This is a genomic window from Streptomyces sp. NPDC050732 (genome assembly GCF_040654255.1).
Taxonomy (GTDB): domain Bacteria; phylum Actinomycetota; class Actinomycetes; order Streptomycetales; family Streptomycetaceae; genus Streptomyces.
Genome location: NZ_JBFAHP010000029.1, coordinates 1 through 23,011 on the forward strand (window position 1 = coordinate 1; position 23,011 = coordinate 23,011).

The window sequence follows — 23,011 nt, forward strand, 5'->3', positions numbered from 1 at the left end:
TTGACCACAGCCACCTGCAACCCGGCGGTCAACCTGCCCACAACCTGCGCCTCCGGCGCCAGGACAGACACCATCCCGCCCTTGCCCGCCAGCCGAACAATCGCCCGCGACCGCAACGCCACCACACGCGCCGCATCACCCAACGACAACGCACCCGCAACACAAGCCGCAGCGATCTCACCCTGCGAATGACCAACGACAGCAGCGGGCCGCACCCCCAGCGAACGCCACAACTCCGCCAGCGACACCATCACCGCAAACAGCACCGGCTGCACCACATCAACCCGACGCAGCAGCTCCTCATCGCCCTCGCGGACTACGTCCAGCAGGGACCAGCCGTCCACGAACGGCTCCAACGCCGCACCGCACTCCGCCATCCGCGACGCGAACACCGGCGAAAACTCAAGGAGTTCGCGGGCCATCCCGACCCACTGCGAGCCCTGCCCCGGGAACACGAACACCGCACCACCGTCAGCGGCACCCGCCGCCGCACGCCCGGAGACAACCCCAGAAGCCTCACGCCCGGCCGCCAACTCACCCAGACCGGCCGTCAGTTCGTGAATGTCACTCCCGAGCACAACCGCCCGGTGCTCCAACCCTGCACGCCCACGCGCCAAGGTGAAGCCCACATCCCGCAGGCCGGGCAGCTGCGGCTCACCCTCACCGAGCCGGGCCAGCAGCCGCCCCGCCTGCTCCGCCAGCGCCGCCTCACTCCGCGCCGACAACACCCACGGCACCACCGAAGCGGGAGACTCGGTCGGCGCTGTCTCCTCGACCTCCTCGACCTCCTCGACCGGGACCGATTCCAGGATCACGTGCGCGTTCGTCCCGCCGATACCGAAGGACGACACACCGGAGCGGCGCGGGCGGTCGAGCTCCGGCCACTCCTGGTTCTCGGTGAGCAGCCTGACCTGCCCGGACTCCCAATCGACGTGGTGGGAGGGCGTGTCGGCGTGGAGCGTGCGCGGCATGACGCCGTGCCGCATGGCCTGCACCATCTTGATGATGCCCGCGACACCGGCGGCCGCCTGCGTGTGCCCGATGTTCGACTTGACGGAGCCCAGCCACAACGGCTGATCCGCGTCCCGCCCCTGGCCATACGTGGCGAGCAGCGCCTGCGCCTCGATCGGGTCGCCGAGTGCGGTGCCGGTGCCGTGCGCCTCCACGGCGTCGACGTCGGCGGTGGTCAGCCGCGCACTGGCCAGCGCGTCACGGATGACGCGCTGCTGCGAAGGCCCGTTCGGTGCCGTCAGACCGTTGCTGCCGCCGTCCTGGTTCACCGCACTGCCCCGCACCACCGCCAGCACCTGGTGCCCGAGCCGACGCGCCTCCGAAAGACGCTCCACGACCAGCAGGCCCACTCCCTCGGCCCAACCCGCGCCGTCGGCGTCGTCCGAGAACGCCTTGCAGCGGCCGTCCACGGACATCGCCCGCTGCCGCGAGAACTCCACGAACGTCGTCGGCGTCGACATGACCGTCACACCACCCGCCAGAGCCAGCGAGCACTCACCGTTCCTGATCGCCTGCACCGCAAGATGCAGGGCCACCAGCGACGACGAACAGGCCGTGTCAATCGTCATCGCCGGGCCTTCGAGGCCCAGCTGGTACGAGATGCGGCCCGACGCCACGCCACCGCTGTTGCCGGTGATCATCAGGCCTTCGACGTCCTCGGTCGCCTCGCCGAGCCAGGTCCCGTAGTCGTGGTACATGAGTCCGGTGAAGACGCCGGTCCTGCTGCCGCGCAGGGAGTCGGGGTCGATACCGGTCCGCTCCAGCGCCTCCCACGCCGTCTCCAGGAGGAGCCGCTGCTGCGGATCCATCGCCGCCGCCTCACGCGGACTGATCCCGAAGAACTCCGCGTCGAAGTCCCCGGCAGCGGCGAGGAAACCGCCCCGGCGGGAGTAGCTCGTCCCGACGTGGCCCGGGTCCGGGTCGAAGAGGTTCGCCAGGTCCCAGTCGCGGTCGTCGGGGAAGTCGGTGATCGCGTCGATCCCGTCGAGGGTCGCCTGCCACAGGTCCTGCGGCGACCTGATCCCGCCCGGGAACCGGCAGGCCATGCCGACGATGACGATCGGGTCGTCGTCATCCGTGGCGGCTCCTCCGGCCGCCGTCAGGACCGGCGCCGGCGCACCCGCATCCGTCCCCCCGACCTCCTCCTGGAGGAAGCCGACCAGGGCGGTCGGCGTCGGGTAGTCGAAGACGAGCGTCGACGGCAGCCGGAGCCCCGTCGCCGTCTGCAGCCGCTGCCGCAGCTCCAGGCCCGTCAGCGAGTCGAAGCCCAGATCGCGGAAGGCCCGGTCGGCCTCCACCGACGCTCCGGAACCGAGTCCGAGCACCAACGACACCTGGCTGCGGACGAGTTCGAGCAGCGCGTCCCGCCGTTCGCCTCCGTCCAGCGCCGCCATACCGGCGGCCCACGACGAGGCCTCCTCCGCGGTGGGCGCGGCGGCCCGGCGTACGGGGGCACGGACGAGCGACTTGAATACCGCGGGCAGCCGGTCCCGCGCCGCCTGGTTGCGCAGCGCGGGCAGGTCGAAGCGGGCCGGGACGACGGTCGCCCGGTCGGCCGCCAGAGCGGCGTCGAACAGGGCGAGGCCCTGGGACATCGACATGGACCCGAGGCCGCTGCGGGAAAGCCGGGCGATGTCGGCCTCGTCGAGGTGCGCGGTCATCGCACTGTCACTGGCCCAAAGACCCCAGGCCAGCGACGTCGCCGCGAGCCCTTCGGCTCGGCGGGCGAGAGCGAGAGCGTCCAAGTACGCGTTCGCAGCAGCGTAATTGCCCTGTCCCGCCGTGCCCATCACACCGGCGGCCGACGAGAACAGCACGAACGCGGCGAGGTCGGCGTCCCGCGTCAGCTCGTCCAGGAGCCTGGCCCCCTCGGCCTTCGGACGCATCACGGTGTCGATCCGCTCGGCGGTCAGCGCGGTGACGATGCCGTCGTCCAGTACGCCCGCCGCATGGATCACAGCCGTCAGCGGACGCTCGTCCGAAATACCCGCCAGAGCGGCCGCAAGGCCCTCCCGGTCGGCGACGTCACAGGCCGCGAAGGCCACGGTCGCACCGGCTTCCGCCAGTTCGGCGGCCAGCTCCTCGGACCCCTCGGCACCGCGACGGCTGACGAGCAGCAGGTGACGTACGCCGTACTCGGCCACGAGGTGCCGGGCGAAGAGCTGCCCCAGCGCGCCGCTCGCTCCCGTGATCAGGACCGTGCCCTCCGGGTCCCACGCGGGGGCGGCACCTGCTTCCTCGGAGACGGTCATCACCCGAGGAGCCAGCACTCTGCCACCATCGAGGGCGAGTTGGGGTTCCCCGCTGGACAGCGCCGATACGACGACTGTCTCCGTGTCCGCGCCCTCGGGCACGTCGACGACCACGATCCGCCCGGGCTGCTCGGCCTGCGCCGAACGCAGCAGGCCCCACACCGCGGCCGTCGCCGGGTCCGGCGTGTCCGTCATCCCGCCGCGCGTGACCACGACAAGACGGGCTTCCTCCGCCGACTCGGCCAGGAAGCGCTGAACCGTCTCCAGCACCTCCGCGACCCGCACGCCGGCGTCCCCGCCGGGCTCGACGTGGGCGACGACGACATCGGCCGGAAGCCCACCACCAGCGCCAGAAGGCGCTGCCGCTACCGGTACGTCGACCCACCGCACCTCGAACAACGGGTCACCGCCCGCCACCGCCGCACCCAACTGCTCCCGCGACATCTTCTGCAACCGCAACTCGTCCACCGACACCACCGGCAGACCCGCACCGTCGAACGCCGCCAACCGCACGGCACCGTCCACACCCCGCGACAACCGCACCCGCAACGCGGACGCACCCACCGAATGCAACCGCACCCCGCTCCACGAGAACGGCACCACGATCTCCCCGGCGAGCAGCGGGTGCAGCGCGGCATCCAGCAGCGCCGGGTGAACCCCGAACTCATCGGCCTCCGCCGGGAGCCGCACGTCGGCGAACAGGTCGTCCCCCGCACGCCACAGCGCGGTCAGCCCCTGGAACACGGGCCCGTAGCCGTAACCGAGGCCGGCCAGCGTCTCGTAGGCATCCGCGACATCCACGCGCTCGGCACCGGCCGGCGGCCACTGCCCCTCCAGCCGCTCTGCCCCCGCCGACGCCCCGTCGGCCAGCGAGCCCACGGCATGCCGGATCCACTCGGCCCCCGAGTCCAGCCCCGCGCCCCGATCGGCGTCGGCGGCGGCGTCCTGGACGCGCGAGTGCACGGAGACGGTCCGGCGCCCCGCCTCATCCGGGGCCCCCACCGACACCTGTACGGATGTCGACACGCCCCGCGCCAGCACGAGCGGCCGCTCCAGCGTCAGCTCATCGATGGCACCGCAGCCGACCTCGCTCCCGGCGTGCAGCGCCAGCTCGACGAAGGCGGTACCGGGCAGGATGACGGTCCCGTAGACGGCATGGTCTTCCAGCCACGGGTACGTGTTCAGCGACAGCTGACCCGTGAGGACGAGGCCTTCCTGCGGCGCGAGAGCGACGGCGGCGCCGAGCAGCGGGTGCCCGGCGGGCCGCAGCCCCAGCCCGGCCGCATCCACCACGGAACGCCCCGTCGGCAGCCAGTGACGACGACGCTGGAAGGCGTACGTAGGCAACTCCACGAGCCGGCCACCCGCCACCCACGGCGACCAGTCCACAGCCACACCCGCGACGAACACCTCGGCCAGACTCTGCGCAAGCCGGACCGGACCACCCTCGTTCCGCCGCAGCGTCCCCACCGCGGTCACACCCGCGACACCCTCACCTTCGGCGGCCTGAGACACGGCACCCACGAGCACGGGGTGCGGGCTGGCCTCGACGAAGACGCGGTGTCCGGCCTCCAGGAGGTGGTGCAGGGCGGCATCGAAGCGGACGGTCTGACGGAGATTGGTGAACCAGTACTCCGCGTCCATCACCGCCGTGTCGATCACGTCACCGGTGACGGTGGAGAACAGCGGCACCTGCCCACCGCGCGGCTCGATGGCCGCCAGGACGTCCAGCAGCTCATCGCGCAGATCCTCGACCTGCGGCGAGTGCGAGGCGTAATCCACCGCGATCCGCCGCACCTGCACACCATCGGCCTCACAGGCGGCCATGAACGCATCCAGCTCACCGGGCGACCCCGACACCACGACCTGCTCCGGGCCATTGACCACAGCCACCTGCAGCCCCGCGGTCAACCTGCCCACAACCTGCGCCTCCGGCGCGAGGACAGACACCATCCCGCCCTTACCGGCAAGCCGCACAATCGCCCGCGACCGCAACGCCACCACACGCGCCGCATCACCCAACGACAACGCACCCGCAACACAAGCCGCAGCAATCTCACCCTGCGAATGACCCACCACAGCGGCAGGCCGCACACCCAGCGAACGCCACAACTCCGCCAGCGACACCATCACCGCAAACAGCACCGGCTGCACCACATCAACCCGACGCAGCAGCTCCTCATCGCCCTCGCGGACCACATCCAGAAGAGACCAGCCATCCACGAACGGCTCCAACGCCGCACCGCACTCCGCCATCCGCGACGCGAACACCGGCGAAAACTCCAACAACTCCCGAGCCATGCCCACCCACTGCGAGCCCTGCCCCGGGAACACAAACACCGCACCACCGTCAGCGGCACCCGAGCCCGCACGGCCCGACACAACCCCAGAAGCCTCACGACCGGCCGCCAACTCACCCAAAGCAGCCGTCAGTTCGCCGACGTCACTCCCGAGCACAACCGCTCGATGCTCCAACCCCGCACGCCCACGCGCCAACGTGAAACCCACATCCCGCAGACCGGGCAGCTGCGGCTCACCCTCACCCAGCCGGGCCAGCAACCGCCCCGCCTGCTCCGCCAGCGCCGCCTCACTCCGCGCCGACAACACCCACGGCACCACCGCGGCAGGCTCTTCCTCCACCGGGGGCACCACACCCGCTTCGGGCGCCGCCTCCAGGATCACGTGCGCGTTCGTCCCACTGATGCCGAACGACGACACGGCGGAACGGCGCGGCCGCTCCAGCTCCGGCCACTCCTGCTCCGACGCCAGCACGCTCACCGCACCGGACTCCCAGTCGACGTGACGGGACGGGGCGGAGACGTTCAGGGAGCGCGGCATGAGGCCGTTGCGCATGGCCTGCACCATCTTGATGACGCCCGCGACACCTGCGGCGGCCTGCGTGTGCCCGATGTTGGACTTGACGGAGCCCAGCCACAACGGCCGCTCCTCATCCCGTCCCTGGCCATACGTGGCGAGCAGCGCCTGCGCCTCGATCGGGTCGCCCAGCGACGTACCCGTACCGTGCGCCTCCACCACGTCCACATCCGCCGACGTCAGCCGCGCACTGGCCAGTGCGTCACGGATGACACGCTGCTGCGAAGGCCCGTTCGGCGCGGTCAGACCGTTGCTGCCGCCGTCCTGGTTCACCGCACTGCCCCGCACGACGGCCAGCACCTGGTGCCCGAGCCGACGCGCCTCCGAAAGGCGCTCCACGACGAGCAGGCCCACGCCCTCGGCCCAGCCCGTGCCGTCCGCGTCGTCGGAGAAAGGCTTGCAGCGGCCGTCGGCGGCGAGGCCGCGCTGGCGGGAGAACTCGACGAACATGCCTGGCGTCGACAGCACTGTCACGCCGCCCGCCAGGGCCAGCGAGCATTCGCCGTTCCTGATCGACTGCACCGCCAGGTGAAGGGCGACCAGCGATGACGAGCAGGCCGTGTCGACTGTCATCGCCGGGCCTTCGAGGCCCAGTTGGTACGAGATGCGGCCCGATGCCACGCTGGACGTGTTGCCGGTGAGCCGGAAGCCTTCGGTGCCGTCGGTCGGGGCGTCGAGGTGGGGGCCGTACTCCATGTTCGTGGCGCCGACGAAGACGCCGGTCCTGCTGCGGCGCAGGGAGTCGGGGTCGATGCCGGTCCGCTCCAGCGCCTCCCACGCCGTCTCCAGGAGGAGCCGCTGCTGCGGGTCCATCGCCGCCGCCTCGCGGGGGCTGATCCCGAAGAACTCCGCGTCGAAGTCCCCGGCGGCGGCCAGGAATCCGCCGCGGCGCGTGTACGTCGTGCCGGGGTTGGCCGGGTCCGGGTCGTACAGGTTCGCCAGGTCCCAGCCGCGGTCCTCGGGGAAGTCGGACGTGGCGTCCACGCCGGCGGCGAGGGCCTCCCACAGCTGCTGCGGCGAGTCGATGCCGCCGGGCAGCCGGCAGGCCATGCCGACGATCGCGACGGGGTCGTCGTCGGCCGCCGCCGTCCCGGTGGCAGCCGGGGTGGCCGCCGGGGCGTCGAGCGCGCCGACGATGCGTTCGTGCAGGTGGTCGGCGAGGTCGCGGAGCGTCGGGTAGTCGAAGAGGATGCTCGCGGGCATCCGCAGTCCGGTCGCCGAGACGAGGCGGTTGCGCAGTTCGACGGAGAGGACGGAGTCCAGGCCGAGGTCGCGGAAGGTCGCGTCCGGGTCGACGGCCGCGGTCCCGGTGAGGCGCGCCATGTGGTCGGCGAGCCAGCGGACCAGGAAGCCGTCGGGCTCGCTCCGGATGCTGTCGCGCAGCGCGAGCGTCGCGGAGCTGAGGTGTTCCTCGGCCGCCTCGGCGGCGGGCCGTTCGTCGAGCCAGTGGCGGCGGCGCTGGAAGGCGTATGTGGGCAGGTCCACGGTCCGTCCCGTGCCGACGGCGGCCGCCCAGTCGACGGGGGTGCCCGCGGTCCAGGCCGTGGCGAGGCCGGTGAGCAGGGCCTGCGGTTCCGCGTGGTCGCGGTGCTGGAGGGCGACCGCGGTCTCCGTCTCGGCCGGTGCGACGAGCGGGGTGAGGACGCTGCCGGGGCCGAGTTCGACGAACCGGGTGACGCCCTGTGCGCGGCATTCGGCGAGCGCGTCGTGGAAGCGGACGGTGGCACTGAGGTGCCCGATCCAGTACTCCTCCGTGAGCGCGGCGCCGGTCCTTCCGGTGACGGTGGAGACGATGGGGACGGCCGGTTCGGAGACGTCGAGGCCGTGGATGCGGCGGGCGAACTCGTCCAGCATGGGGGCCATCAGCGGCGAGTGGGCGGCGTTCTTGACCCGCAGGCGGCTCGTGCGGTGGCCGTCGGCGGCGAGCGCCCCGGCGATCCGGGTGACCGACTCGTCGGCACCGGAGAGCACCACGGCACGGGGGCCGTTGATGACGCCGACCGAGACGTCGTCGACGCCTTCGAGGGCGGTGAGCAGCTCCTCCTCGGTCGCCTCGACCGCGATCATGGCGCCGCCGGGCGGCAGTTGCTCCATGAGTTCACCGCGGGCGGCGACGAGGGCGGCGGCGTGGGCGAGCGGCAGGGCGCCGGAGACGTGGGCGGCGACGATCTCTCCGAAGGAGTGGCCGACCAGCAGGTCCGGGGTGACGCCCCATGAGGTGACGAGGCGGTACAGGGCGACCTGGAAGGCGAACAGGGCGGGCTGCATGTACCGCATGCCGTCGAGTGCCTCGGCGGCCGCGTCGTCGTCGCCTCCGAGCAGCACCGCGCGCAGGTCGAGGCCGGGGACGAAGTGGTCGAGCACCTCGTCGAGGGCGGCCGCGAACACCGGGTACGTCTCGTACAGTTCACGCCCCATGCCGACGCGGTGGGAGCCGACGCCGGAGAACAGGAACGCGGTCCTGCCCGGCTCGGCGAAGCCGCTCACGGCCTGTTCGTGGAGGCGTGCCAGGCCTGCCGTGAAGTCGTCCCGGTCCTTGCCGACGATGACGGCACGGTGCTCGAACGTGGAGCGTCCGGCGGCGAGGGAACGGGCGACGTCGGCGGTGCCGGTGTCCGGGTGCCGCTCGATGTGGGCGAGGAGGCGTGCGGCCTGCGCGTCGAGGGCTTCGCCGGTGCGGGCCGACAGGACCCAGGGAAGGGGGCGGTCGGCTCCGGGGCGGGGGGTGTCGTCGGGGGCGTCGGCGGGTTCGGGCGCCTCGGTCAGGACGACGTGGCAGTTGGTGCCGCCTATTCCGAACGAGCTGACGCCCGCGACGAGTTGTTCGTCGGGTGCGGGCCAGTCGGCGAGCCGGGTCTGCACCGCGAGGTTCAGGTCGTCCAGGGGGATCGCCGGGTTGGGGGCGGTGAAGTGCAGGCTGGCCGGCAGCCTGCGGTGGCGCAGGGACAGTGCGGCCTTCAGCAGGCCGACGATGCCCGCGGCGGCCTCCAGGTGCCCGAGGTTCGTCTTGACCGAGCCGACGCGCAGCGGCTCCCGGCCCGTGCCCCCGTCCGCGTCGGCGCGCGCGATGACGTCGGCGACGGCCGCCGCCTCGACGGGGTCGCCGACCGGCGTACCGGTGCCGTGGAGTTCGACGTACTGGACGGTGTCGGGGCTGATCCCTGCGTCGGCGTAGGCGCGGCGCAGCACATCGCGCTGGCCGTCGGCGTCGGGGTCGGTGAGGCGTTCGCCGCCGCCGTCGTTGTTGACGGCGCTGCCCTCGATGACGCAGTAGACGCGGTCGCCGTCCGCCAGCGCGCGGTCCAGCGGCTTGAGGAGGACGACTCCGCCGCCCTCCCCGCGTACGAACCCGTCGGCGTTCTCGTCGAAGGTGGCGCAGCGCCCCTTCGCGGAGAGCGCGCCGAGGCCCGCGGTGGCGCGCATGCTCTCGGGCGAGAGGATCAGGTTCACGCCGGCTGCGAAGGCGAGGTCGGCGTCGCCGCTGCGGATGCTCTCGCAGGCCAGGTGGACGGCGACCAGCGACGAGGCCTGTGCGGCGTCGACGGCGAGGCTGGGGCCGCGCAGGCCCAGGTGCCAGGAGACCCGGTTGGCGATGACGGCGCGGTGGCGGCCCGTGAAGTCGTGGGGGCCGCCGGGGCCCGGGGTCTCGCCGCGGGCGGCGAGGCCCGCGTAGTCGTCGGAGGAGACGCCGACGAACACGCCGGTACGGGAGCCGCGCAGCCGGTCGTCGCGGAGCCCGGCGTCCTCCATGGCCTCCCACACGAGTTCCAGCGCGAGGCGCTGCTGGGGGTCCATCGCGGCCGCCTCGTCGGGGGCGATGCCGAAGAAGGAGGCGTCGAAGGAGGCGACGTCGTCGAGGAAGCCGCCGCGCCAGGACGGGCTGCCGGTGCCGCGCTCCCGCGGCCAGGCCGAGACGGCGTCGGTGCCCTCCGTGAGCAGGTTCCACAGCTCCGCCGGAGTCGACGCCGAGGGCACTCGGCAGGAGGCCCCGATCACTGCGATGGCGGTGCCGCGGGCCTCGCCCGTCCTCTGCTCGTCTGACCTGGATGCCTTCATACGGCGAGTATCTGTTTCGGACCCGGGTATGGACTTCGGCCAGAGGACGGTGCTCGTCGGCCGGGCTTAGGGGCAGGTACGGGCCGGGGAACCTGGACTTTCGGCCAGGTCCATACCCCGTACGACGACGGGGGTGCCCGCACGGCCGAACCGTGCGGACACCCCCGTCGTCGCGTGCTTGCGCGCCGTCCTCACATGGCAGGCGCCAAGGCGATCAGCTGTGCCCGGGAAGCCACATGGGCCTTGGCGAGCACGTTGGAGACATGGAATTTGATCGTCTTCTCACTCAGGCCGAGTCGCCGGGCGATCTCTTTGTTCGCGAGCCCCCTGCGCACCAGTTGCAGCACCTCGGACTCGCGGGAGGTGAGCGGCGCGTGCGTGGGCACCGCCGAGAGGTGGCGGGGGGCCATGGCCCGGGTGAGCTTGAGCAGCGCCCCGCTGAGGCCGGGCGACACGTAACCAGTGCCGTCGACCGCCTTGCGGACCGCCACGGCGAGGTCCTCCACGGGGTCGTAGCAGTGCACCAGCGCACCCACGTTCACCTGCGCGAGGCCGATCCAGCGGGTGGCCGAATCCGTGTCCCCGACGACGACGAGTGCGGCGTCGACACCGGCCAGTTCCCTGGCGTGGCCGAGGTGCAGTTGCCCGTCGAGCACCACGGCATCCGGATCGCACAATTCCGCCGCGGAAAGGAGCTCCGAGAGCTCGGCGACCTCGGCGACGACGGACAGCGTGGGATCCTTTTCCAGTGATCTTCGGATCCCGAGACGCGCATAAGGATGCGGATCACAAATGATGATTCGTGCCTGACTTCCCCGGTTCAAATGGAAGACCCCCCCGTTGATCGAGCCTTCTTTTTCGTTGCGCATATTTCGCCCAGCGAAAAAGAACGCACCGGCCTATTCAGATTTTCCGAGCGGGGACGGCGCGGGCGCCGCCCCTCATGACGACGCAGGCACACGCTCCTCGATCTCGATCGCACCCACCGGGCACATCTGCGCGGCCGTCTCGACGAGTTCGTACAGGTCTTGGGGCGGCTCCGCGATCTGCAGCAGCACGAGCCCCTCCTTCTCGTCCTGGTCGAACACTTCCGAGACCGTCGCCACGCAGTTGCCCGCGCCCGCGCACAGCTCCCTGTCCACCGTGATCCGCATCGTCATCACGTCACCACGTCACCGGCAGCTCGGCCACGCCGAACGTCACCGCCATGGGGCGCTGCGGGACGTCGGCGAGGGTGAGTTCGGAGCGCAGCTTCGGGAAGCGGCGGGCCAGTTCGACGAGTGCCACGCGCAGCTCGGCGCGGGCCAGCGGCTGGCCGATGCACTGGTGGAGGCCGAAGCCGAACGCCATGTGGCGGTGTGCCTCGCGCCGCTGCGGGTCGAACAGGTCGGGGTCGGAGAAGACCGACTGGTCGCGGTTGGACATCGCGAGCATCGCCACGACGCCCTCACCGGCGCGGATCCGCTGCCCGCCGATCTCCGCGTCCTCCATGGCCAGCCGCGGCAGCCCGGTGCGTACGACGGTGAGGTAGCGAAGCAGCTCCTCGACCATGCCCGGCGCCAGGGACGGGTCCTCGCGCAGGGCTTCCAGGTGCTCGGGGTGCTGCAGGAGCACCAGCGCCGAGAGGCCGATCATGTTCGCGGTGGTCTCGTGGCCGGCCACCAGCAGGAGCATGGCCAGGCTGACGAGTTCGTCCTTGCGCAGCTCGCCGGTGTCCACGCGCTCCAGCGTGAGCCGGCTGAGGAGGTCCTCGCCGGGGTCCTTCCGCTTGGCGTCGACGAGGTCGCCGAGGAGGCCGGCCAGGGCGCCGAGGGCCGCTTCGACCTCGGCGGGGCCCGAATTCCTGTCCATGATCACGCGGCTGTGATCCTGGAAGAAGTCGTGGTCGGCGTACGGGACACCGAGCAGGTGACAGATCGTCATCGACGGGACGGGGAGCGCGAACTCCGCCATCAGGTCGGCGGGCGCACCGAGCTCCCGCATCCGGTCGAGCGCCTCGACGACCGTCTCCTCGATGAGGGGCTCGATCCGCCGGATGTTCTTGATCATGAACTCGGCGGTCAGCATCTTGCGGAACCGGCTGTGCGCGTCGCCGTCCATGAAGATGAACAGGCCCGACGCGTCGTCCTGCTTCGGCGGGATCGGATTCAGCACCGGGAACCCGGGCTTGTACTGATCGGAGCTGAAGCCCGGGTGCCGCAGCAGCTGCCGCACATCCTCGTGGCGGGTGACGAGCCACGCCCACCCCCCGAACGGAAGCCTGACCTTCCCCACGGGCCCTTCGAGCCGTTCCAGGTCCGATCCCGTGACCGGGATGAACGGATTGTCGTCCGGACCAATGAACGGGTATGCCGGCAGGCCGGCAATGTCTATCTCGGCCACGTCCCCCATGTTTTCCAACACCTCGCACGACTCGTATCCGAAAGAGGATTCAGCCTAACAAGGTGGTTGGCTCAAACAAGCTGGTTTACGTGGATACATTTCGCCGTGATCAAGGTCACACCATAAACATAATTCCGCAATAGTGCCGATGGATTGCGCCTATAGTCTCGCTAGAATCCGACTGGACACCATATCGGCGACGCTTGACATCTGTTCCGTGAGATAGAAATGCCCGCCCGGACGGGTCTCCCATGCGAAGCCGCCCTCCGTGTGCTCGGCCCAGGCGCGCGCCTCCTCCGGCGTGACTCGGCCATCCTCGGCGCCGACGATCACATGGATGGGCGCCGAGAGCGGCGGACGGGGTACGTACCGGTAGGTTTCGGCCGCCTTGTAGTCGCTGCGGATCGCGGGCAGCGCCCTGCGCAGCAGGTCCTCGTCCTCGAAGACCCGGGCGTCGGTGCCGCTGAGCGCCCGGAGTTCGTCGATCAGGCCGCGGTCGTCGCGCAGATGGATGGGCGCGGGGTTGGCGCGCGGCCGGGACGGCGCACGCCTGCCGGAGGCGAAGAAGGCCAGCGGCGGCGCACCCGCGCGTTCCAGGCGTACGGCCAGTTCGTAGCCGACCATCGCACCCATGCTGTGCCCGAAGAGCGCCAGCGGCCGGTCGGCCCACGGCAGCACCTCGCCGAGCAGCGCGTCGGCGAGACCGGTGACGGAGTCCACGCACGGCTCGTGCCAGCGGTCCTGCCGACCCGGGTACTGCACCGTCAGTACGTCGACCTCGGGCCCGAACGCACGGGCGAACGGAAGGTAGAAGGAGGCGGAGCCGCCGGCGTGCGGCAGGCACAGCAGCCTCGCGCGCGCCTCCTCGGCCGGCCGGTACCGGCGGATCCAGGCGCTGCTCCCTGCGGTCTTCGCGGTCATCCTCGCTCGCCCTTCGCAGTCATCTCCGTTCGCCCTTCGCCGGTCAGGCGGCGGCGCGGAACGCGTAGTGCACGGAGGTGAGTTCCTCGGAGAGGTCCCACAGCCTGCGCCCGCTCTCCGCGTCCGCGGCCCGGGGCGCCAGCTCCACCGTCTTCGGCGCGCCACGCAGCTCGGCCATACCGTCGGGGCCGATGAACCGGCCACCCGCCACATTCGGGTCGGTCGCCGCGAACAGCGTGGGCAGCGCGCCCTGGTCGGGGGTCTGCGCGAGCGGCAGCAGCAGCCGCCCGAACAGGAACTTCACCATGCCCGCGGGGGAGCTCGTCTGCAGGTTGGTCGAGGTGTAGCCGGGGTGGGCGAGCAGGCTGCGCACCGGGCTCCCCGCCGCGGTCAGCTTCTGGTGGAGCTGCCAGCCGAAGACGGCGTTCGCCAGCTTCGACTGGTTGTAGTAGCCCATCGGCGAATACTTGCGCTCGCCGTTGATGTCGTCGAAGAAGAGCTGACCCTGGCGGTGGTTGGGAGAGCTCACGGTCACGACGCGGGGGTCGTCCCCGGCTTCCAGGAGGTCGAGCAGCAGCCCGGTCAGCGCGAAGTGGCCGAGGTGGTTGGCGGCGAACTGCACCTCGTGGCCCTGGGGGCTGAGCAGTCGCTTCGGCGGCGCCATCAGGCCGGCGTTGTTGATGAGCACGTCCAGGCGCGCGTGGTCCGCGTGCAGCTTGTCGGAGAAGGCACGGACGGAATCCAGGTCCGCCAGGTCGACCCGCCGCACCTCCAGGGCGGCGCCCGGGGTCCCGGCGGTGATCTGCTCCACCGCGGCCCGGCCCTTGGCCTCGTCGCGCACGGCGAGGATCACGCGCGCGCCCTTGCGCGCCAAGGCCCGGGTGGTCGCGAGACCCAGGCCGCTGTTGGCCCCGGTGACGACGGCGACTCGGTTGCTCTGGTCAGGGATCTGCTCGGCGGTCCAGCCACGATTACTCATACGACACAAGCTGCCCTACGTGACACTGAGTGTCAACCCTTGCCCTTACTGCCGTTACGTACTCTTGATGCCACGCAGGGCACGAAATGTACACTGAGGCAGTGAGTACCCACCCGGAAGTGAGCCTGGCCCAACGCAAGCGCCAACTCGTCTCGGACGAGCTGACGTCGGCCGCGCTGCGGCTGCTGGCCCGGAGGGGGTTCGACGCGGTCACGGCCGACGAGATCGCGGCCGTCGCGGGGGTGTCCAAGCGGACCTTTTTCCGGTACTTCGCGTCCAAAGAGGACGTGGTGATCCACCTGCTGGCCGACGTGGGCACCGACATGCGCGCGGAGCTGGCGTCCCGCCCGGCGGACGAACCGCCGTCGGTGGCGCTGCGCCACACCGTCTGGGTCTCCGTGAACGCGTGCGCGGGGCCCGGCCAGGCCCTGCGCGTCACCCAGCTGATACTCGAAAGCCCCGCCCTGCACGCCCGCTTCCTGGCCCGCCAGGCACAGTGGGGCGACGAACTCGCCGAGGAACTCGCCCACCGCCTCGGCCTGGATCCAGGGACGGACCTCTATCCCCAACTCGCGGCCCGTATCGCCCTGTCCGCCTTCGGGGCCGTGCTGCAGAGGTGGAGCGCGGGGGACGGGGCAGAGGACCCGGCCGCACTGACGGACCGGGTCTTCGCCGTCATCGCACCGGCGCTGGACGCGGTGCGCCGGAGGTAGGCGACCGGCCGGCCAGCCGGCACCCGATGCAGTCCGCGTGTCCGGCACGCGCGGAGAGGTCCCGGGCCGAGAATCCCCGCAGGTCGAGGCTGCGCGGCGTCGGCGGCTTGCCCCAGCCCGCCAGATGCAGGACCCAGGTGGCGAGCACCGCCACCACCAGGAGTGCGAGCCCCAGCCAGATGCCGGGGCGCCAGCCGACGACGCCCACACCCGCGGCCACGGCCCCGAGCATCGCGACTAGGGAGCCCGTCCACCCCGCGACCGTGTGGCCTTCGTCGTGGAGTCCACTCACGTTCCTGCCTCCTTCTTGCACACGCACGCCGTAAGATGTCTTAGCAAGTAAGTAATTTATCTTAGCCAGTAAGGGAGTTCAATGCAGGAAAAGCAGGGATTGCAGGGGCAGCAGGGATTGCAGGGGCAGCGGGAGAAGCCCCGCCCCGCCGCCTCCGCGGCGGACGCCATCGGCGCGCTGGACGACCTCGTCGCCACCAACCTGATCGGCCGTCAGGACCTCGCCCGCAACCTCGGCCTGAGCGCCAGGGACCTGGTCTGCTTCGCCCACGTCCTGGAGGCGGACGCGCCGGTCACCGCGGGCGACCTCGCCGACCGGGCCCATGTCACGACGGGCGCCGTCACCGGCATCCTGAACCGCCTGGAGCGCGGCGGATTCGTGGAGCGCAGGCCCGACCCCACCGACCGGCGCCGCGTGCACGTCACCCCGGTCCCGGCCGCCGCCGAGCGGGTGCAGGCGGTCTACGGCCCGTACTCCAAGCTGCTCACCGAGCTCTGCGCGCGGTACTCCGCGGACGAGCTCGCGGTGATCACCGACTGGCTCACCGGCGCCGCGGCCCTGTCCCGCACGTATCTGGAGGACTCCTGCTGACCCCCGCCCCCGTGCCGAGACCCGCCCACGGCCGCCGCGATCAGGCCGGCAAGGCCAACGCCGCGCGCAGCTCGGCCGGTTCGCGGTAGAGCAGACCGGTCATGCCGAGCGCGACGGCCGCGTCCACGTTCTCCTGCCGGTCGTCCACGAAGAGGCAGCGGTCCGGGGCGACACCGGCACGTTCGGCGGCGATCTCGTAGATGCGGCGGTCCGGCTTGGCAATGCCGAGGTCGGCGCTGCTGACGACGTCGTCGAGGCAGCCGTCAGAGCCGGTGAGACCCAGCAGGGCGAGATCGTCGGCGAGCCACGGCGTCGCATTGGTGACGAGCAGCACGGGCAGCCCGGCCGCGCGGGCCCGCCGCAGCAGCCCCACCACGGCGTCGTCGGCCCGGAACTTGGTCTCGGCCAGCGCCGTCCCGAGCTCGTACCCGCACACCCACGGCACCCGGTCGGCGAGCCCGTCCGCGATCGCCGCGATCCACTGCTCCTTGGTGATCTCGCCGCGCATCAGCGGCATGTCGGTCTCGGGCCGGAAGGCGATCTCGGCGGTACTGCCCGGCGGCAGCCCGGCCGTGCGCTCCAGCCCCTCCAGCTCCGCCATGTCGTAGAAGCGGATCACGCCGTCGAGGTCACACAGCACGGCATCGAACGCCCGACCGCAGATCGTCATCCCATGTGTCTATCACGCGGCAACGCAACGCCCGAGAGCCCGGCGCCGCCCCACTCGGGACGTCCCGCGTGCCACGCCACCTCACGTCACTTCTCGCCGCGTCACTTCTCGCCGAGCGCCTCGCGGATCCCGTCCCGCACCCGGTCCTGGTCCTCGCGCACGGCCTCGTAACGGGACTTGTTGCGGCGCAGGTCCTCGCGCTGCTTCTCGTTGCTCACGCTCCACCACACCCCGGCGGTGTTCAGCTTCCGGTTGCACTCGACGTCGGCGACCGCCGTGCCCAACTCCCGCTTCGTCGGCGGGGTGTCGCCGTTCTCGCTCTCCTTCCACCACTCCTTGTCGCCGAAGGCCCGCGTCGGGTTCTCGTACCGCTTGAAGCCCTTGTCCTCGACGCAGCGCGACCAGTCGCGGAAGGCCCTGCGCACCCGGTCGTCCTTGGCGACGGCCTTGTCGATCTTCTCGATGCGCCGGGGCACGTACGCCCAGAGGCGGCCCGAATCGGTTACGTCCCTCTCGGTCCGCCGCGTCGCCTCTGCGGCGCAGCCTCCCTGTGGGATCTTCCGGCCGTTCACCGAGCGACCGCCCTTCCCCGGTCCGTACAGCGCCTCGTACTCCCGCTGCGTCAGCTCCCGCCCCGTCGGCCGCAGCTCCGCTCGCAGCGCCTTCGCATGGTCAGGGGCGAGGCCGTAGCCCCAGCGGCGGGCCCGATCGAGGTCGAGCGTCCCGTACGGGGACACATAAACCAGGGTCGAGGTGAAGGAGTCCGCCATGCGGATCCCGGGCGCAAAACCGGGGCCGAGCGGGAAGTCATCGAACCCCAAGGACCGCATGCACTGCCACCGCAACCGATTGCGCGCCTTCCCCAGGCGCTTGTGGTCCTCGCTGCTCAACTCGTACTTCGCCAGGGGGAGTGCCGGCATATCGCCCTCACTCCTCACACGCGGGACCCCGGGTTCCCGCGCGTACGCGGGCAGCGCATCGTCATCCGCTCCCGTGCCGACCCCGGCGCCGCATCCCGCCAGCCCCACCAACACCACGCCCACCACAGCGAGTACACCCCACCGCGCCTTCACCGCACCCCTCCCCCACCGGCATCACCACCGATCCGCCGGGGACCCTACCGCCACTGCCGCCACGGCTGACGGACGGCCGGGGAGAGCCACTGGGGAGAGCCAGGTAGGCGCGTCACTTGTCCTCGTTGTCGCCGGGCGCAGCGGGCCTCCTGCCGTACCTGCCGTGCCGCGACCGGGAACGCCTTGCACTCGCACGACCGCTCGACCCGCCTCCCGGCCGAGCCGTCTCCGCGTCCGCCTCGTCGACGCACGCCTCGCACTGCGCGTTGCGGCACGGGCCGGGGCCCCACACGGGGACGAACACCCCGAGCACCTTGCGCCGCCGGATCGCCGTACCCACCGGCCCTCCGCAGGCCGCGCACACCGGCTCGTCCTGCGCGGCGGGGCCGGGCCGTGGCCCTTCGCTGCCCATGCCGCCCAGAGTATTGCGGTTCGGCCCGCCGGGGCAGCCCTGGGGCAAACCCTGCGACCGCCTGCTAGACGGTGCGCTCCCCCGCCGTCTGCGGCTCACGCCACATGGGCCACATCCGAGGGCCGTCGGGCAGATCGAGCGCCGTCCCCATGAAGGTGAATCCCAGGCGCGCGTACAGGTCGCGGCTGCGCGAGTTGCTCGCCTCCAGGTAGGCGTGCAGGCCCTCGCGGTCGCACCGGTCGAGCACGGCGGCGACGAGCGCCGTGCCCAGCCCCTCGCCCTGCCGGTCCGGGTGCACGGCTATGAGGTGCAGGTATTCGTGCGCCCGGTCGGTCGGGTGGATCGCGTCGGTCAGCCTGCCGACGGTCTCGACGCGTTCGTTGCCGGCGTCGACGGCCTGGCGCAGCAGGGCCGGCCCGTCGTCATCGCCCTCGCGGTGCTCGCCCGCGGGAACGGACCACCACAGGGCCGCGGCCGCGCCGTCCTCGGTGATGTCGACGTACCCCTCGCTGAGCGCCAGGTCGAAGAAGGCATTCATCAACGCACCGTGGGTGCGCAGCCGGTACTCCTCGTCCGGGAAGATCCAACTGCTCACCGGATCCCGCATGAACGCCGCGTCGAGCAGCCGGACCACGTCCTCCCGGTCACCTTCTCCGGCCCTTCGGATCGCCACGCCCATAGCCCGCCCCTCACCGCTCGCCCGCATCCGTCGGCGCGCCCACCCACTCGCCAACTCTCCGGCGCGGGCCGCCGGTTGCAGCGTAAGCGATCACCTCCCCTCCCACGGAAGGCCCCCACACTCCCTCTCTCATGCGCCCTTCAGTGCGTACGCCCCATGCGGCCCTTCAATGCGTACGCCGCGTCACGAACTCGGCGAGCGCCAGCAGACCTCCCGCCGCTTCCGGGTCCGGAACCGCCCTGGCGAGCTGGACTATCGCGCGGGACATCCGGTCGGCCGCGTGCACCTGCGCCCAGTCACGGCCGCCCGCACTCTCCACGACGCGGGCCGCGCACGCCGCGCTCTCCCGATCCCCCTCCGTCCCCTCGGGCGGCCTCCGATACAGCTCGGCCAGTTCCGCAGCGGCCGGCGTGCCCGACGCCAGGGCCGCGACGACCGGCAGTGACTTCTTGTGGACGGCGAGGTCGGCACCCGCGGGTTTGCCGGTGTGCTCGGGATCGCCCCAGATCCCGATGACGTCGTCGATGAGCTGGAACGCGAGCCCCGCCTCCCGGCCGAACCCGTCCAGCGCGTCGACCTCCTCACGCCCCACCCCCGCGTACACCGCCCCCAGCGCACAGGCACAGCCGAGCAACGCGCCCGTCTTGGCCTCGGCCATGGCCAGGCACTCGTCCAGCGTGACCTCGTCCGGACTGCGGCGCTCCAGCTCGCAGTCCGCGTGCTGCCCCGCGCAGAGCTCCATGACGCAGTCGGCGAGCCGGGCGGCCGCCGCCGCGGCCCCCGGGTGGGGGTCGTCGGCGAGCAGCCGCTGCGCCAGTGCCTGCATGGCGTCACCGGCGAGGATCGCGTCGGCGACGCCGAACACGGTCCAGGCGGTGGGCCGGTGCCTGCGGGTGGTGTCGCGGTCCATCACGTCGTCGTGCAGGAGCGTGAAGTTGTGGACCAGCTCCACGGCGGCCGCCGCCCGCACGGCGAGTGCGGGCTCCCCGCCGAGCGCCCGGACCGCCGTGAGCACGAGGGCGGGCCTGATGGCCTTGCCCGCGTGCCCGGCGGCCGGTGTGCCGTCCGCACGCTCCCACCCGAAGTGGTAGAGCGCGACCCGGCGCAACGACCCGGGCAGCGTGTCGATCGCCCTGCGCAGCTCCGGATCGACGTGCGCCCGCGTCGACGCCAGGATCTCCACGGCCTCGCACCCGTCACCGGACTCGGCGCCGCCCCCCGGCACTCCCCCTGTGCCCGTCGCCACACCCGCCACCGCGTCCGACACCGCGCCCGCCGCTGTGCCCGCCGTGTCCGTCGTCGTGTCCGTCATGGACTCACCCCGCGAAGGATGCGGACGGTGGCTGTTCCTCGACCTGTGGGCGCGTACGGAGGGGGTGTACCCCGTGCCGCGCCCGGGGACACGGCCGCGGGGTCACGTCCAGCGGCCGATCTCGACGTTCTCCAGGACGCCGAGCGCGTCGGGCACGAGCACCGCGGCGGAGTAGTAGGTCGACACCAGGTAAGAGATGATCGCCTGCTCGCTGATGCCCATGAACCGTACGGACAGGCTCGGTTCGATCTCGTCCGGGATGCCGGTCTGGCGCAGGCCGATGACGCCCTGCTCCTCCTCGCCCGTACGCATGCAGATGATGGAGGTGGTGCGGGCCTCGGTGATCGGGATCTTGTTGCACGGGAAGATCGGCACCCCGCGCCAGGTGGGGATCCTGTTGCCTCCCATGTCGATGGTCTCGGGGACGAGTCCGCGCTTGTTGAGCTCGCGGCCGAACGCGGAGATCGCGCGCGGGTGCGCGAGGAAGAGCTTGGACCCGCGCCTGCGGCTGAGCAGCTCGTCCAGGTCGTCCGGGGTGGGCACGCCGGCGTGCGGCTGGATTCGCTGGTCGTACTCGCAGTTGTTCAGGAGGCCGAACTCGCGGTTGTTGATGAGCTCGTGCTCCTGGCGCTCCTTCAGCGCCTCGACGGTCAGCCGCAACTGCTGCTCGGTCTGGTTCATCGGCTGGTTGTAGAGGTCGGCCACGCGCGTGTGGACGCGAAGGACGGTCTGGGCGACGCTCAGCTCGTATTCACGCGGTGCCGATTCGTAGTCAACGAAGGTGCCCGGCAGCACGGCCTCGCCGACGTGGCCGGCGGACAGGTCGATGGGCGCCTCACCGAACCTGTTGGTGCGCTGCGCCGGGATGGACCGCAGCCGCTGGATGTGGGCGCGAAGCGACTCGCTGCGCTCCGCGATCTGTTCGACGTCCTGGCGGGGCAGGGTGAGGACCGTGCACGCGGTCACCGCACGTGCGGTGTACTCCCAGATGGTCTCGGGGTCGATGAGCGCCTGGTCGCCGAAGTAGGAGCCGTCGGCGAGCGTCTCAAGGACCGTGTCGTCGCCGTAGGGACCCGTGCCGACCTTCTCGACGCGGCCGTGCGCGAGCAGGAACACCTCGTCCGCCGGGCTGCCGAAGGACGTCAGGACCTCGCCCGCGGCGAACTCCCGCTGCCGGCAGCGCTGTGCCAGCTCCCCCAGCACGTCCTGGTCCTCGAAGTCCCGCAGCGCCGGCAGTTCGCCGAGCTCCGCCGGGATGACCTGCACCTGGTCGCCCGTCTTCACGAACGTCACCCGGCCGTCACCGACCGAATAGCTCAGCCTTCGGTTCACCCGGTACGTGCCGCCCTGCACCTGGACCCAGGGCAGCATCCGCAGCAGCCAGCGGGAGCTGATCTCCTGCATCTGCGGCGCGGATTTGGTGGTGGTGGCCAGATTCCGTGCGGCGGATGTGCCGAGACTCTGCTGCGGCTTCTCCGACTCGGTCCGGATCTCTTCGCCTACCGACATGGCTTTGCCCTCCCGAATGCCTGCTGTGATGTGCCCGCCCAAGCCTTCCAGCACGGATCGTGGCGGCGCCATTACACAAACGAGCGGGAATGGATCACGCTCCAGCGGGGCAGGAGGGGCGTTTCCACCCGTTCGGCGCAACTCGGGAGGTGTCGCGCCGGGCAGCCTGATGGGCTCGGGTATCGCGGGGAACTCCAAGATCCGCGACACCGTTGAACCCCACGCGGGAATTGCCCCGCACCAATCGGCAGGAGACAGCAATGGCAGGCTTCCTGGATCGCGCGAAAGAGCAGGCTCAGCGGGGCCTCACCCAGGGCAAGCAGAAGATCGACGAGGTCCAGGAGAAGCGGGCCGGCGACGCCCTCCTGAAGAAGCTCGGCGCCGCGTACTTCGCGGAGCGCCGAGGCACCGGTTCCTCGCAGGCCACCCAGCAGGCGCTGCAGGCCGTGGAGTCCCATGTCGCGACGCACGGGGACGGCTTCCTGCACGGCAACTGACCGGATCGGCTCGCACGGTGCCCGAACAGCGCTCGGATCGATTCCGAACAACTGGTCCGGGCACCGCAGTTCCGGTACAAGCAGGGCATACGAGACGGTCTGCGACCGGCGGCCGTCCCGCCTTGCAAAGGAGGGGTCATGGCCCCACCCATGTCCGCGGGCGAGTTCCTTCAGGCCCTGCAGGACGAAGGCCTGACCGTCGTCGAGGTCGGCGACTGGGAGCACCACAACCGCGACCACAAAGGCCCCTGGGGTCCCGTGCACGGTGTGGTGATCCACCACACCGTGACCTCGGGCAGCGAGCGCACGGTGGAGATCTGCCGTGACGGTTTCGCCTCGCTCCCCGGGCCGCTCTGCCACGGCGTCATCACCAAGGACGGCCGTGTCCACCTCGTCGGCTACGGCCGCGCCAACCACGCGGGCCTCGGCGACGACGACGTGCTCCGCGCTGTCATCGCCGAGAAGCGGCTGCCCCCGGACAACGAGGCGAACACCGACGGCAACCGCCACTTCTACGGCTTCGAGTGCGAGAACCTCGGCGACGGCGAGGACCCGTGGCCCGAGGAGCAGCTGGATGCCATCGAGAAGGCCTCGGCGGCGGTCTGCCGCGTGCACGGCTGGACGGAGCGCTCGGTGATCGGCCACCTGGAGTGGCAGCCGGGCAAGGTCGACCCGCGCGGCTTCACGATGGACTCGATGCGGGCCCGCATCGAGGAGCGCCTCAAGTAACCCCCGGGGAGCCCCCTACGAAGGGCTCCCCCCTGTCGGACCCCGTGCCACGGGAGACA

The 23,011-nt window shown here is 71.3% G+C and carries 17 protein-coding genes; 4 read left to right on the plus strand and 13 right to left on the minus strand.

Annotation, left to right across the window (positions count from 1 at the left end; all coding sequences use genetic code 11):
• The 6 genes from AB0H82_RS24870 to AB0H82_RS24895 all read right to left on the minus strand — a co-directional run.
• Positions 1-10,193 (minus strand): SDR family NAD(P)-dependent oxidoreductase (locus tag AB0H82_RS24870; protein ID WP_362996254.1); only part of this gene is annotated, 10,193 nt, incomplete at its 3' end.
• A 191-nt stretch (positions 10,194-10,384) separates the two neighbouring features.
• Positions 10,385-11,062, minus strand: a complete 678-nt coding sequence (locus AB0H82_RS24875; RefSeq protein ID WP_362996256.1) for a response regulator transcription factor — start codon at positions 11,060-11,062, stop codon at positions 10,385-10,387.
• Between the two features lie 72 nt (positions 11,063-11,134).
• Positions 11,135-11,353, minus strand: coding sequence for a ferredoxin (locus AB0H82_RS24880; protein ID WP_223828508.1), 219 nt, complete (start codon positions 11,351-11,353; stop codon positions 11,135-11,137).
• 4 nt (positions 11,354-11,357) lie between these two features.
• The gene (locus AB0H82_RS24885; protein ID WP_362996258.1) at positions 11,358-12,584 is read right to left on the minus strand and encodes a cytochrome P450; all 1,227 of its coding nucleotides are present in this window, start codon (positions 12,582-12,584) and stop codon (positions 11,358-11,360) included.
• A gap of 150 nt (positions 12,585-12,734) precedes the next feature.
• Positions 12,735-13,496: an alpha/beta fold hydrolase gene (locus AB0H82_RS24890; protein WP_362996260.1), complete on the minus strand. Its 762-nt coding sequence runs from the start codon at positions 13,494-13,496 to the stop codon at positions 12,735-12,737.
• Positions 13,497-13,539: 43 nt separating this feature from the next.
• Positions 13,540-14,475: an oxidoreductase gene (locus AB0H82_RS24895; RefSeq protein WP_362996262.1), complete on the minus strand. Its 936-nt coding sequence runs from the start codon at positions 14,473-14,475 to the stop codon at positions 13,540-13,542.
• An 86-nt stretch (positions 14,476-14,561) separates the two neighbouring features.
• Here AB0H82_RS24895 and AB0H82_RS24900 point away from each other — a divergent pair, with 86 nt between their 5' ends.
• Positions 14,562-15,188, plus strand: coding sequence for a TetR family transcriptional regulator (locus tag AB0H82_RS24900; RefSeq protein ID WP_362996264.1), 627 nt, complete (start codon positions 14,562-14,564; stop codon positions 15,186-15,188).
• On the opposite strand, the gene AB0H82_RS24905 is transcribed toward AB0H82_RS24900, so the two are convergent.
• Positions 15,151-15,420, minus strand: a complete 270-nt coding sequence (locus AB0H82_RS24905; protein ID WP_362996431.1) for an HGxxPAAW family protein — start codon at positions 15,418-15,420, stop codon at positions 15,151-15,153. The two genes, AB0H82_RS24900 and AB0H82_RS24905, sit on opposite strands and share 38 nt — an antisense overlap.
• Before the next feature lie 141 nt (positions 15,421-15,561).
• On the opposite strand from AB0H82_RS24905, the gene AB0H82_RS24910 reads away from it, so the two are divergent.
• Positions 15,562-16,071, plus strand: coding sequence for a MarR family transcriptional regulator (locus AB0H82_RS24910; protein ID WP_362996266.1), 510 nt, complete (start codon positions 15,562-15,564; stop codon positions 16,069-16,071).
• A gap of 40 nt (positions 16,072-16,111) precedes the next feature.
• On the opposite strand, the gene AB0H82_RS24915 is transcribed toward AB0H82_RS24910, so the two are convergent.
• The 6 genes from AB0H82_RS24915 to AB0H82_RS24940 form a co-directional block, all read right to left on the minus strand.
• Positions 16,112-16,741 carry an HAD-IA family hydrolase gene (locus AB0H82_RS24915; RefSeq protein ID WP_362996268.1) on the minus strand — a complete coding sequence of 210 codons (630 nt, stop codon included), beginning with the start codon at positions 16,739-16,741 and terminating at the stop codon, positions 16,112-16,114.
• A gap of 101 nt (positions 16,742-16,842) precedes the next feature.
• Positions 16,843-17,661 carry a hypothetical protein gene (locus tag AB0H82_RS24920; protein ID WP_362996270.1) on the minus strand — a complete coding sequence of 273 codons (819 nt, stop codon included), beginning with the start codon at positions 17,659-17,661 and terminating at the stop codon, positions 16,843-16,845.
• A 265-nt stretch (positions 17,662-17,926) separates the two neighbouring features.
• A complete protein-coding gene (locus tag AB0H82_RS24925; protein ID WP_362996272.1) occupies positions 17,927-18,226 on the minus strand; it encodes a hypothetical protein in 300 nt (99 codons plus the stop codon).
• A 64-nt stretch (positions 18,227-18,290) separates the two neighbouring features.
• Entirely contained in the window at positions 18,291-18,905 is a 615-nt protein-coding gene (locus AB0H82_RS24930) for a GNAT family N-acetyltransferase (protein ID WP_362996274.1), read from the minus strand.
• 166 nt (positions 18,906-19,071) lie between these two features.
• On the minus strand, positions 19,072-20,217 hold the full coding sequence (locus AB0H82_RS24935) for a family 2 encapsulin nanocompartment cargo protein polyprenyl transferase (protein WP_362996276.1): 1,146 nt from the start codon (positions 20,215-20,217) through the stop codon (positions 19,072-19,074).
• A 102-nt stretch (positions 20,218-20,319) separates the two neighbouring features.
• Entirely contained in the window at positions 20,320-21,726 is a 1,407-nt protein-coding gene (locus AB0H82_RS24940; RefSeq protein WP_362996278.1) for a family 2B encapsulin nanocompartment shell protein, read from the minus strand.
• A 260-nt stretch (positions 21,727-21,986) separates the two neighbouring features.
• Here AB0H82_RS24940 and AB0H82_RS24945 point away from each other — a divergent pair, with 260 nt between their 5' ends.
• The gene (locus AB0H82_RS24945; protein WP_362996280.1) at positions 21,987-22,223 is read left to right on the plus strand and encodes a hypothetical protein; all 237 of its coding nucleotides are present in this window, start codon (positions 21,987-21,989) and stop codon (positions 22,221-22,223) included.
• A 138-nt stretch (positions 22,224-22,361) separates the two neighbouring features.
• Positions 22,362-22,952 carry an N-acetylmuramoyl-L-alanine amidase gene (locus AB0H82_RS24950; RefSeq protein ID WP_362996282.1) on the plus strand — a complete coding sequence of 197 codons (591 nt, stop codon included), beginning with the start codon at positions 22,362-22,364 and terminating at the stop codon, positions 22,950-22,952.
• Positions 22,953-23,011 lie beyond the last annotated feature (59 nt).